General features: G+C 64.0%; 9 protein-coding genes and 1 pseudogene. 5 read left to right on the plus strand and 5 right to left on the minus strand.

The genetic code is table 11. The annotated features are described in order from the left end of the window. Positions 1-270 precede the first annotated feature (270 nt). The gene (locus B9N97_RS31200; RefSeq protein WP_085091677.1) at positions 271-1,239 is read left to right on the plus strand and encodes an IS5 family transposase; all 969 of its coding nucleotides are present in this window, start codon (positions 271-273) and stop codon (positions 1,237-1,239) included. Positions 1,240-1,404: 165 nt separating this feature from the next. Here B9N97_RS31200 and B9N97_RS31205 read toward each other — a convergent pair whose 3' ends face one another. Next, positions 1,405-2,301 carry a LysR family transcriptional regulator gene (locus B9N97_RS31205; protein ID WP_085091678.1) on the minus strand — a complete coding sequence of 299 codons (897 nt, stop codon included), beginning with the start codon at positions 2,299-2,301 and terminating at the stop codon, positions 1,405-1,407. A gap of 244 nt (positions 2,302-2,545) precedes the next feature. Here B9N97_RS31205 and B9N97_RS31210 point away from each other — a divergent pair, with 244 nt between their 5' ends. The 3 genes from B9N97_RS31210 (at position 2,546) to B9N97_RS31220 (ending at position 5,825) form a co-directional block, all read left to right on the plus strand. Next, on the plus strand, positions 2,546-3,859 hold the full coding sequence (locus B9N97_RS31210; RefSeq protein WP_167393438.1) for an MFS transporter: 1,314 nt from the start codon (positions 2,546-2,548) through the stop codon (positions 3,857-3,859). Positions 3,860-3,966: 107 nt separating this feature from the next. After that, on the plus strand, positions 3,967-4,944 hold the full coding sequence (locus B9N97_RS31215; RefSeq protein WP_085091680.1) for an aldo/keto reductase: 978 nt from the start codon (positions 3,967-3,969) through the stop codon (positions 4,942-4,944). 23 nt (positions 4,945-4,967) lie between these two features. Then, a complete protein-coding gene (locus tag B9N97_RS31220; RefSeq protein ID WP_085091681.1) occupies positions 4,968-5,825 on the plus strand; it encodes an aldo/keto reductase in 858 nt (285 codons plus the stop codon). A gap of 469 nt (positions 5,826-6,294) precedes the next feature. Here B9N97_RS31220 and paoC read toward each other — a convergent pair whose 3' ends face one another. From paoC to paoA, 3 genes are read right to left on the minus strand one after another with little or no spacing between them, the layout of a single operon-like run. Then, positions 6,295-8,562 (minus strand): aldehyde oxidoreductase molybdenum-binding subunit PaoC, encoded by a 2,268-nt coding sequence (gene paoC, locus B9N97_RS31230; protein WP_085091682.1) that lies wholly within the window; start codon positions 8,560-8,562, stop codon positions 6,295-6,297. A gap of 2 nt (positions 8,563-8,564) precedes the next feature. After that, positions 8,565-9,515, minus strand: a complete 951-nt coding sequence (locus B9N97_RS31235; RefSeq protein WP_085091683.1) for an FAD binding domain-containing protein — start codon at positions 9,513-9,515, stop codon at positions 8,565-8,567. After that, on the minus strand, positions 9,512-10,162 hold the full coding sequence (gene paoA, locus B9N97_RS31240) for an aldehyde dehydrogenase iron-sulfur subunit PaoA (protein WP_085091684.1): 651 nt from the start codon (positions 10,160-10,162) through the stop codon (positions 9,512-9,514). Before paoA ends, B9N97_RS31235 begins: the two co-directional genes overlap by 4 nt. Positions 10,163-10,664: 502 nt before the next feature. Here paoA and B9N97_RS31245 point away from each other — a divergent pair. Next, positions 10,665-11,633, plus strand: a pseudogene (locus tag B9N97_RS31245) (IS5 family transposase). A gap of 159 nt (positions 11,634-11,792) precedes the next feature. Here the strand turns inward: B9N97_RS31245 and B9N97_RS31250 are convergent. Continuing rightward, entirely contained in the window at positions 11,793-12,560 is a 768-nt protein-coding gene (locus B9N97_RS31250; protein WP_208621327.1) for an SDR family oxidoreductase, read from the minus strand. Positions 12,561-12,587: the final 27 nt, after the last annotated feature.

Here is a 12,587-nt window from a genome sequence, read left to right on the forward strand (position 1 = left end):
TTCTATTCCGAAGTACAAACTTCCTGTACTCTCAGGGGCTTTGTCACGGCAACCGAGCCGACGTCATCGTCAAGTTGATTGACCTGTGGCCAACGAAGGGCGCGGCGGAAGTCGGCGTCGCCAGCGGGGGACGTTGGCGCATAAATCACCGAGGACTGGCGGTGTGAGGGTTCTGACGGGTATAGAGGAGGGTTGTCGCATAAATCCGGTTCGTGGTGCGGGACGTCGGCGCAGCCGGTATAGAGGTGGGCTCCGCCGCCGAGTGCCCGCATGCCGTATAAGCATAATGAACCGCGCCGTCACCGGATCCCGAAGGCCAAGTACAAGGTCGAGAACTGGGGAGAGTACAACCGGGCTCTTCGGCAACGCGGGAGCCTTATGATCTGGGTGACACCCGAGGCTCTCGCGGCATGGACACCCGCCGTCACCGGCCGGAGAGGCCGTCCAGCAGCCTACTCGGACATCGCCATAGAGACCGGGGTCATGCTGCGCTTGGCCTTTGGCCGCCCATGGCGGCAGACGGAGGGGCTGCTGCGCTCCATTGTCCAGATCCTCGGCATGGAGTTGCCGGTTCCCGATTACACGACGCTGGCCCGACGTAGCGCCCGCCTGTCACTGGCGGCCGCGCTGGTGAAGCCGATCGGCCCTATGACCGTGGTGATCGACAGCTCGGGCCTGAAGATGGTCGGGGCCGGCGAGTGGCACTTGGAAAAGCACGGCGGAAAGCCGCGCCGGAGCTGGCGAAAGCTACACATTGCCATCGATCCGGACAGCGGTGACATCCTGGCTGCGGAGCTGACCACAACCGAGGACGGCGACGCCTCCCAGGTTGGCCCCTTGCTCGACCAGGTCCCCGGCCCGGTCAATGCGCTGCTGGCGGATGGCGCGTATGATGGAGATCCCGTCTACCGCGCCATTTCCGACCGGCACCCCACTGCCGCGGTGATCATCCCGCCCCGCGCCACGGCGGTGCTGAGCCAGCAGGCCGACACCACTCCCACTCAGCGCGACCACCACATCCAGCAGATCGTCGAGAAGGGCCGAATGATCTGGCAGGCGGCGACCGGCTATGGAAGGCGCGCCCTCGTCGAAACCGTTTTCTTCCGCTACAAGGTTCTCATCGGACGGAGCCTCCGGGCCAGGAGTCTGCCTGCTCAGAAGATCGAGGCCCGGATCGCATGCGCCGTCCTTAATCGGATGACCAGCCTCGGAATGCCGGTCTCACGCAAGCTCGCCTGAAACCCAGGAGATGGCGGGCAGCTTGCTCGCAGTCCGATTTATGCAACAACGCCATCCCGACGTCCTCATGCTCATACCCGGGAACCTGCCACAGACTCCACCCGCAAGCCAACCTGACAGTACCTTGTCCATACACCTCATCCACACAGGAAGCGAATGGCGGGATCAGCTTCCACGGTAGCGGAGGCACTCAACCAGTACAGCCATGGCAGACGATGACTGCCGGCGGCTGGGATAGTAAAGGTGGTATCCAGGGAATGGTGGGCACCAATCATCCAGCACCCGGATTAGCCGGCCCTCTGCAATGTAGGGAAGGGCATGATCTTCGGGGAGATAGGCGATGCCCAATCCGTCGAGGGCAGAACTGATCCTCATGGCCAGACTGTTGAAGACAAGCTGCCCTTCTCCACGCACCTTCGTCTCACGACCATCTCTTTCCAGTCCCCACGGAAACAATCCACCATATGTGGGAAGCCGCATGTTGATGCAGTTGTGGGCTGTCAGATCCTGCGGGGTTTGCGGCGGAGAATTGCGCTCGAAATAGTCCGGCGAGGCGACGACAGCCATGCGCATGTCCGGACCGATGCGAATTGCAATCATGTCCTTCGCCACCTGCTCACCCAGGCGGACCCCTGCATCATACCCTTCGGCCACGATATCGACCAAGCCATAGTCGATGATGATCTCGATCTTGATGTTGGGATAGTCCGGCAGGAAGCGTTTCAAGGCCGGTTGAAGGACGGAAATGGCTGCGTGCTCGCCGGCGGTGATGCGGATGGTCCCTGCCGGTTGCCCACGCAACGCGCTGAGTGCCGCCAGTCCCAAGTCGATTTCCTCGAAGCGAGGAGCGATCGTCTGCAACAATCGCTCACCCGCTTCCGTGGGTGAGACGCTTCGGGTTGTGCGGCTGAGCAGCCGTATCCCGAGCCGTTCCTCCAGCCCCTTGATCGTCTGGCTGAGGGCGGACTGCGACACACCGAGTTTGGCAGCGCCCCGGGTGAAGCTTCGCTCCCTCGCAACGAGAACGAAGGCTGCGAGGTCGTTGTAGTTATCGTGCGCCATTCATTAAACCTGCTTATGACCGTATTTAAATTATAGCGCATTATCGCTTGCCGGGGCGAGCGCTACAGTACGAGACAGCAAACCAGCCCAAAAACCGGAAATACGTCTCCGCCGCACGCAAGGTGCCGAAGCATGACCGTTAAGACAGTAAATTATGCACCGGCGGCAGCCATAATGCAAAATCATGCAAGTGATATTTCTATCAATCGAAACGAATAACGCTCTATTTCTGGAGAGCTACGCGATGATCGCGCTCGACACCCCCATTATCATTACCGGAATGCCCAAGATCCACACCGACCTGGTGTTTTCTGATGCTGGTCTCTCATGGGTGTCCAACGACTATACATTGACCATCGGCGGTTTCCTCCGGCTCGGCGCACGGGCCGACGACATCCTCGCCCGCCGCCGCATGCTTGTCGGCGGCCTCACCATCTTTGTGACCTCGTCACTCCTCATCGGCCTTGCGCAGACTCCGGAGTGGCTGATTACCGCGCGAGCGGTTCAGAGACTTGGCTCCGCTATCCTAGCGCCGTCGGCCCTCGCGCTTCTGCAAACCAATTTACTAGCTGTCCCCGAGCGGACACGCGCAATCTCCTACTACGCCTCTGCGGCCGGGGTGTCGGCCAGTATCGGCCTGGTGCTCGGGGGCATTCTTGCCGAATGGCTGTCGTGGCGCGTCGGGTTCTTCATCAACCTGCCGATCGGCATTGGCTTGATCCTCGCCGCTCGCAGGCACATTCGTGAAACTCCCCGGCGGTCCGGGACCTTCGATTTCGCCGGAGCACTGACGTCGACGCTCGGGATGAGCGCGCTGGCTTTTAGCATCGTCAATTCGACGTCTGCGGGCTGGTCCGACCCGTTGACGATCAAGATGCTTGCAGGCGGGGTTGTGCTGCTGGGTGGCTTTGTGCTGATCGAATGGCGGGCGAAGCGACCGATCATGCCCCTGCGACTGTTCGCCAGCCGGGAACGCTCCGGCGCCTATGCCGCCCGCATGTTGTTCATCGGCGCGAATATGGGCTTCTTCTTCTTCTCTACCCAATTGATGCAAGGGGTTCTTGGCTATAGTCCCACACTGGCCGGACTTGCCTTCATGCCCGCGATGATCGTCAACTTCATGGCCGCATTGGGTGCACCCAGGCTGATTAGGCTGGTCGGCGGCCGTAACGTGTTGGTGGGCAGCATGTTGCTGGGGCTCATCGGCATGACATGGCTTGCCCAGGCTTCTTCGGGGACGACCTATCTCGGAGGGCTCGCTCTTCCAATGCTGCTGATCGGGGTTGGCCAGGGCGGCGCGCTCGGCCCGCTGACAGCGTCCGGCATCGCCAACATCGCCGTCGAAGATGCAGGAGTGGCTTCCGGCATTATCAACGCGGCCCATCAGCTTGGCAGTTCCCTCGGCATCAGCGTCCAGGTCGCCGTTTCCGTCATCAGTTCAGGCACATTGATGGGAGTCGGTCTGCTCTCGCACAGGGTCGAGAATGCCACGGCAACGGCCGCAGCCATGATTGTCCTCGCGTTGGTCATCGCCTTCCGCACCGTTCCGGGCGCTTGATTCGGCGGTGCGTCCACATCGTCGTCCGGCGGTAGCCCGCCACCGTTGTACACAGCCCGACACACGACGCCCGGTGCCGGCTGTTGTTTTTCCGAAGGAGCATCAGCATGAAGGTCAGAAAACTTGGAGATCTGGAGGTGTCTGCTCTCGGCCTCGGCTGCATGGGGCTGAGCTACGGCTACGGACCGGCGACAGACCGTCGGGATGCCATCAAGCTTATCCGCGCCGCGCACGAGCGTGGTGTCACCTTCTTCGATACCGCCGAGGCCTATGGCCCCGGCCTCAACGAAGAGGTCGTTGGCGAGGCACTTGAACCTGTCCGCGATCAGGTGGTGATTGCGACCAAGTTCGGCTTTAAGAATGGCCTGCCGTCGGACGGCATGGACAGCCGCCCCGAGCGCATTCGGCAAGTGGCCGATGAGGCGCTTCAGCGGCTGCGCACCGACCGAATTGACCTATTCTACCAGCACCGTGTCGATCCGGACGTGTCGGTGGAGGATGTAGCTGGCACCGTCAAGGAGCTGATTGACGCCGGCAAGGTGAGGCATTTCGGCATGTCCGAGGCGGGGCCCGAGGCAATTAGGCGCGCCCATGCAGTGCAGCCGCTCGCCGCGCTCCAGAGCGAATATTCGATGTTCTGGCGCGAGCCGGAGGCGGAAATCCTGCCGCTTCTGGAAGAACTGGGCATCGGTTTCGTGCCGTTCGCACCGCTCGGCAAGGGGTTCCTGACCGGGAAGCTCGGCCCAAAGACGGTATTCGCCAAAGATGACTTCCGCAGTAACGTTCCCCGCTTTCAGGCCAACGCGCTCACCGCCAACCAGGCGCTGGTCGATCTGGTGACCGCAATCGCCATGGAAAAGTCGCGGACGCCCGCCCAGATCGCGCTTGCTTGGCTGCTCGCGCAGCGGCCGTGGATCGTACCAATCCCTGGCACCACCAAGTTGCACAGGCTTGAGGAGAACCTCGGTGGTGCCGACGTCGAGCTGACAAGCGACGACCTCGGCCGCATCGAACAGGCACTCAACCGCATCCAGCTTCAAGGCGAACGCTACCCTGCGTCATATCAGCGTCTCATCAACCGCTGAGCCGCTCAACAGAAAGACTGACCATGACCACCAACATCCCCGCCGTGAAGTTGAACAACGGCGTCGAGATGCCGAGTCTCGGCTTCGGCGTCTTCCAGGTGCCCGATCCCGCTGAGTGCGAGCGCAGCGTTCGCGAGGCGATCGACGTTGGGTACAGGCTGCTCGACACTGCGACCTCCTATGGAAACGAGGAGGCGGTCGGCAGCGCGATCCGCAACCATGGAATCGACCGCCGCGAGCTGTTCGTCACCACCAAGCTGTGGATCGAGGACGCCAGCTACGAAAGCGCCAAGGCTGCCTTCGAGCGCTCGCTCAACAAGCTGCAGCTCGACTATCTCGACCTCTGGCTGATCCATCAGCCCTATGGCGATGTGTATGGTGCCTGGCGCGCGATGGAGGAGCTACACCGCGCCGGCCGCATCCGCGCGATCGGCGTCAGCAACTTCTACCCCGACCGGCTCGTGGATTTCGTGCTCCACAACGAGATCACGCCGGCAGTCAACCAGATCGAGATCCACCCCTTCCACAGCCAGGACGATGCGAAGGCGGTCTTGGATGAATACAAGGTCCAGGCCGAAGCATGGGGACCATTCGCGGAAGGAAAGAACGGGCTGTTCTCGAACAAGCTGCTCCAATCGATCGGACAGAAGCACGGCAAGACCATAGCGCAGGTCGTGCTGCGTTGGCTGAACCAGCGCGGCATCGTCGCCATCCCCAAGTCGGTGCGCAAGGAGCGCATGGCTGAGAACTTCGCGATCTTCGATTTCGAGCTGGATCAGGATGATATCGCATTGATCGCGACGCTCGACCAAAAGGCCAGCAGTTTCTTCGACCATCGCGATCCCGAGAAGGTGAAGTGGCTCGGCACCCGAAAGCTCTGAATCCGGCGCGGGCGTGAGCGACGTGCTCCGCCCGCCCCCATAAGCTCGAGCAGCAGCGGGAGGGCGGATGCGATACCCGCAGCAAAGTGAAGGCAGCAGAACATGCTGCCCGATCAATTTCTCGGTCGCGAAGCGGGAGCGGCTCCGGCAAGGAGCAGTCCCTGCGCCTAGGCACGGTCCAGCAGGTTCTTGACCGAGGCCGTCGCCCAACTGCACCCGCCGCGCGGCGTGGTCTCCCGCATCGCCTCTAACTGGGCGCCGATGGCCCTGAGTGACAGCGTCGGGTTCGCACGGCCGGCAGCCACTCCTCCGCTGTGTGGGTTAATACCAGCAGGTGGACGTGGCCGCCTGAGGTCATCCACGGTTGGGTCTGAGATCGACAACAGTGGGCTGCGATCCTTGGCGAAACCTGCGTAAGCGGGCGCTTACGTGGATCGATTGTGGAGGCGCTCTCTGGCCGAATGCGAGTTCAGCTGATGGCGGGCAGACCGGGCAGAAGCTTGTCCAGAGTAAGGGGGTAGTCCCGGACCCGCACGCCCGTCGCGTTGTAGATCGCGTTCGCAACGGCTGCCGCGACGCCGCAGATGCCGAGCTCCGCGACGCCTTTCGACTTCATCGGCGACGACATCGGGTCGCCATCCCCAAGGAAGATCACCTCCTGATGGGGAATGTCCGCATGCACCGGCACCTCGTAGCCGGCAAGGTCATGATTGACGAAGAAGCCGAAGCGCTTGTCCACGGCCAGTTCCTCGGTCAGCGCAGCGCCCACGCCCATGGTCATGCCGCCGATCACCTGGCTGCGGGCTGCCGTCGGATTTAGGATCCGGCCGCAATCGCACACCGACAACATGCGGCGGATGCGGGTCTCGCCGGTGTAGGCGTCCACGGCCACCTCGACGAACTGGGCGCCGAAGGTGGCCTGCTCGTACTGTTCGGTGATGCCGCCAAACTCCACCATGTCTTCGGCCACGATTTCGCCGTCGCCGGCGGCTTGGACCAGTGGGAGGCTTCGGCCGCCCGAGCGGACATGTCCGTCCTCGAACACCGCATCGAGAGCGTTGAAGCCCAGCTTCTGCGCGACCGCCTCGCGCAGCTTCACGCAGGCGGCATAGACGCCGGAGGTCGAGCAGTTGGCGCCCCACTGGCCTCCCGACCCCGCCGAGACCGGAAAGGCCGAGTCACCAAGCCGGACGACCACCTTGTCGAGCAGCACGCCCATCATTTCCGCCGCCGTCTGCGCGATGATCGTGTAGCTGCCCGTGCCGATGTCAGTCATGTCGGTTTCGACGGTCACGATGCCCCGGCGGTCGAGGCGCACCCGTGCCGCCGACTTGGTCATGTGATTCCCACGAATGGCTGCCGCCATGCCCAGCCCAATCAGCCAGTCGCCTTCGCGGCTTTGCCCTGGCCGCGGGTTGCGCCGGTTCCAGCCGAACTTCTCGGCGCCCAGGCGCAGGCATTCCACAAGGTGACGCTGGGAAAAGCGGCGTTCCGGGCTTTCATGACCCTCGGTGGGAGCCCCCGCCTGCGGATCATCGTCGCTTGCCTCAGAGGGTGAATCCGGAACGATCTGGGTGTCGTTCAGGATCCTGAACTCGACCGGATCTAGGCCGAGCTTCTCGGCCATCTCGTCAATGGCGATCTCCAGCGCCATCAGACCGGTGGCCTCGCCTGGGGCACGCATCGCGTTTCCTTCCGGCAGATTGAGCGTGGCCAACCTGGTTGCGGTCATCCGGTTTGCCCCGGCGTAGAGCAGGCGGGTTTGGTGCACCGCGCCATCCGCCTTGCCGTCGGGCAGATCGCCGGACCAGGATTCATGCGCGATCGCCGTGATCTTGCCGCCGGGTTCAGCGCCAATGCGGATGCGTTGGATCGTCGCCGGACGGTGCACCGTGTTGTTGACGCTGAGGGGACGCGGCAGCGCGACCTTCACCGGCCGCCCCGCGGCGCGCGCGCCAAGGACGGCCGCCACCGCATCCGCACGCAAGAACAGCTTGGCCCCGAATCCACCGCCGACATAGGGCGAGACGACGCGCACCTTCTCCTTCTGCATGCCGAAGGTGGTGGCCAGGTCGCTGCGCGCCCAATCGACCATCTGGTGCGACGTCCAGACGGTGAGACTGCCGCCGTCCCACGCCGCGATGGTCGATGGGGGCTCCATCATCATGTGGGACTGGTCGGGCGTCGTATACGTGGCGTCGAGCGTCACGGGCGCCGCGGCATAGGCGCGGTCGAAGTCGCCGACGGTGGTGTCGGATTTCCCGCCGGTGATCTTGCCGGGATCCGTGGCGGAGTCGCATTCCGCCTTCAGGTCGAACCGACCCGGCTCACGGGTGTAGTCGACCTCCACCAGCCCGGCGGCCGCCCGGGCCTGCTCGAAGGTCTCCGCGACGACGACAGCGATCAGCTGGTGATAATGCTCGATCTCCGGGCCGCCGAGCACCGTGGCGGTGTTGCGCTGCGCCTTGCCGAGCTTGCCGGCATTCTCGGCGGTGACAACCGCGATCACACCGGGCGCCTGCTTCGCCCGGCTGACGTCCAGCCTGTTGATCCGCCCCTTGGCGATCGCGCTCGCGACGATATAGCCATAGGCCTGGTTCGGCACGACGTCGTGCCATTCATAGGCATAAGAAGCCCGCCCGGTGGCCTTGAACGGGCCGTCAATCCGCTCGGTCGGCCAGCCGATGACCTTCATCCGGTCGATCGGATTGACGGTGGCGGCGGTTTCGAACTTCATGGTCAGATCCTCGCTTGTGCCAGCACGGCAGCCAGGGTTCGCTCGGCCAGGGTGACCTTGAAGGCGTTTTCCGGCTGGGGACGCGCGTCCGCCAGCAGTTCCGCCATGGTGGCGCGGGCGCCGTCCGCCAGCCTGGCGTCCGCTGCCTCCACCCGCCACGGCCTGTGCGCCACCCCACCCAGCGCGACGCGGGAACCGCCATCCTTGCGAATGACCGCCGCGACCGAGACCAGGGCGAAGGCGTAGGATGCGCGGTCCCGCACCTTCCGATAGAGTTGAACACCGCCAAGCGGCTTGGGCAGGACGACCCCGGTGATCATCTCGCTGGCGGCCAGGACGGTCTCGACGTTCGGCGTGCCGCCGGGCAGGCGGTGGAACTCCGCGATGGGAATGGTGCGGGTCTTCCCGTCCCCCTGAACCGTCTCGACGACAGCGTCGAGAACCCGGAGGGCCACGGCCATGTCGCTCGGGTTGGTGGCAATGCAGGCGTCGCTGTGGCCGATGACCGCATGCTGGCGGGTGACGCCGCCGATCGCGCCGCAGCCGCTGCCCGGCGTGCGCTTGTTGCACGGCATGTTCGTGTCGTAGAAATACGGACAACGGGTGCGCTGGAGCAGGTTGCCACCCGTCGTGGCCGCGTTGCGAAGCTGGCCGGAAGCGCCGGCGAGCAGCGCATGCGACAGCACCGGATAGTCGCGGCGGATGCGCAGGTCGGCCGCGAGGTCGGTGTTGCGCACCAAGCCACCGATGCGTAGGCCGCCATCCGGCGTCGCTTCGATCCTGTCGAGCCCCAGGCTGTTGACGTCGACGAGATGCGTGGGCGTCTCGATCTCAAGCTTCATCAGGTCGAGGAGATTTGTGCCGCCCGCGATGAACTTTGCGTTCGGAGTGCGCGCGACCATCTGGGCGGCCTGTTCGGGCGAGCTGGCGCGCTCGTAGGTGAAAGCCTTCATCCTGTCCCTCCCGCGACCTCGGTGATCGCGTCGACGATGTTCGAATAGGCCGCGCAGCGACAGATGTTACCGCTCATCCGTTCACGGAGCTCCGCAGGCGTGAGGTCCGGCGCAGCCAACAGATCGGCGGTGACGTGGCTGGGCACGCCGGCCTTCACCTCGTCCAGCATGGCGACCGCCGAGCAGATCTGGCCGGGCGTGCAGTAGCCGCACTGATAGCCATCATGTTTCACGAAGGCCGCCTGCATCGGGTGCATCGCTTCTGGCGTGCCGAGCCCCTCGATCGTCGTGATCCGGCGTCCCTCGTTCATCACGGCCAGGGTCAGGCAGGAGTTGATGCGGCGACCGTCGATCATCACCGTGCAAGCGCCGCACTGGCCATGATCGCACCCTTTCTTGGTCCCGGTGAGCTTCAGATACTCGCGAAGTGCGTCCAATAGCGTAGTCCGCGTGTCGAGGTCCACGGAGTGGGCCTGTCCATTCACTTGGAGCGACACTCTGGCCATCGCTTGGCCTCCTGCGTTCAAATTCGGTCGATCCGGCTGGGCGGACCGCGCCGCTGCAGGCGTGACGCTCGCCGCGACCGTGGCGGCGCCGGCCGCAAGCAAGTTGCGCCGTGATACGGGCAGACTTCGAGGCTCGGACATGCAGCTCTCCTGAGTTTCGACGACCGCAGCGAATGCAGGTGGCGGCGCTCTTTGAAGGAATGCATCAGTCCGCTCGTAAACCTGGAAACAGGTCGAATGTTTCTGCGGAAATCCGGCAAAGGCTTATTAGCAGAACTTATGAATCCGAGGCTGGCCTGCGGGAGCCTTAAGAGTGGTTCAGACGACTAGAGCGTCGAGCGCCTCCTCAACCAGGACAAGCGCGCGGCCGGGATGCCGAATCAGCTCCAACTTTACGGTGAAGTCCAGCCGGTTGGCCCCGCCCTGCCGTGTCAGAACCAGAACGTGGTCTGAAGGGGTGAGATGGTCCCCATTTCCCGGACACTTCCCTAAGCTTGGCGTTGTCACGGGAACGGTGGCGGCTCGCCGATTGCGACATTATCCTCCTCGGATGTCGTCGATCTCGTAAGCCCGCGAGCGTATTATACGGATGGGAGGGATGCCGTAGGAAGGAGGCTGTTCCTGCCGCTCGGATTTCCCCGTCATGCCGCACGAAGCCAATGCCGCTCGCCGTCACCATATTCCGCGACCGAAACGGCGCGTGACGAATTGGACGGATTACAACGAGATGCTGCGCCGGCGGTGCAGTCTGACGGTCTGGTTCACGGATAACGCCATCGCTGCCTGGAGAGCCGCGCCGTGGACCACGCCGGGTGGTCAACCCCACTACTCCGATCTGGCGATCACCACAGCCCTGACATTGCGCGCGGTGTTCCACTTGGCGCTGCGCCAGACCGAAGGGCTAATCGCCTCCATCCTCCAACTGCTCGGCTTCGACCTGCCGGTGCCTGACTACTCCACGCTCGGTCGGCGCGCCTGGACGCTGGCGCTGCTGGCACAGCCCCGCGCCACCGGCGGGCCGATCCACCTGCTGGTCGACAGCTCGGGACTGAAGCTGGGCGGGCCGGGCGAGTGGCTGGTCGAAAAACACGCCACGGAGAAGCGGCGTTCCGAGCGCAAGCTGCACATCGGCCTGGACGCGGTGACCGGCCGGATCGTCGCATCCACGCTGACCGACCGCCATGTCGATGACGCTTCGCAGGTTGGGCCCTTGCTCGACCAGATCGCCGAGCCGGTCGAACTCTTCCTGGGCGATGGCGCCTATGACCGAACCGCTGTGTATGCCACCCTGCACGAGCGCCATCCGGCTGCCGCGATGGTGATCCCACCCCGCGCCGATGCCGTGCTCAGCGCCACGGCGGCGACCAAACCCTCCCAGCGCGACCGCGACATCAAGCGGGTCGCCGAGACCGGGCTGATGGCGTGGCCGCGGAGCAGCGTCTACAATCAGAGGACATAGGTCGAGGGACAGATCGGACGCTGGAAGCAGGTCATCGGCGACGCCCTACGCTTCCACACCGGCTAGGTCCAGGCCACCGAGGTTGCCATCGCAGTCCAGGTCCTCAACCGAATGCTCGATCTTGGATGCCCGATCTCCGTCCGTGTCGCCTGACCAACAGTGGGGATTGGCGCCCTCCTTTGCCTCTTCCTCCTCCATGCAACACGCCGATCAACGGCGTCGCCGCCGGCCTCCGCAACAGCTGCTGAGGCAACGGTCAAAGCAAGGCGGCGGCCGAAACGCCGCCTTGCACGCCCTGACGCGGACCGCGCCTCAAAGCGCGGTCCCCTCCTGTTTCAGATCCATCTGAACCGGCTGGGGTTCCGCGGCAAGAGGCATATTCCTTGCGTCATGCACACCGTCCAAGGCATCGACGGGATCCGCATCCAACCCGGCGAAAAGAGCCTCGACATCGGCGGGCTCCAACCCGGTTTCGCTGACGAGTTCGAACGTCTTGCGGAGCGCCGCACGCGACCGGAGACTGCGGACCAGAACCTCCGCGATTTGATCGCGCGCGACAGCGCCGTCGCGTGGTGTTCCCGATTGCCGACGGTCACCTTGCAGCAGGACCAGCCGCCGTTGGTCGGATTTGTTGTAGTCGAACCACCCTGGGCGGACGATGGTATAAGGTAGGCCGCTCACACGAAGCAGCCGCTCACCGCGTCGCTTCCAGTCATGGACGCCTTTCCGGTCGGTGACCCCGATCGTGGTCATCAGCGCGACACGGACCTTGCGGCCTTGCAGGGCGGCCAGGACATTGCGTACCCCGCCATAATCGACTGCCCTGGCGGCACCAGGGTCCCCACCATAGGTGCCATGGGTGAAAACGATGGCGTCGATGTCGGCCACCGCCGCCTCAAGCGTGTCTGCACGCGTCAGGTCCCCCACGATCACCTCGACCTCGTGCGGGAAATGCCTGGCCCGGTCTGGGTCGCGCACTAGCGCGCGAACGGCGTAGCCCTCGCGGACGGCTCGCGTCACGACGTGGCGGCCGATGCTTCCCGTTGCTCCGACGGTCAGCAGTCTCATGGGATCGGTCACGGTGCGGTCTCCGTTCGCCGGGTCACG

The organism is Azospirillum oryzae (assembly GCF_900177515.1).
Taxonomy (GTDB): Bacteria; Pseudomonadota; Alphaproteobacteria; order Azospirillales; family Azospirillaceae; genus Azospirillum; species Azospirillum oryzae_A.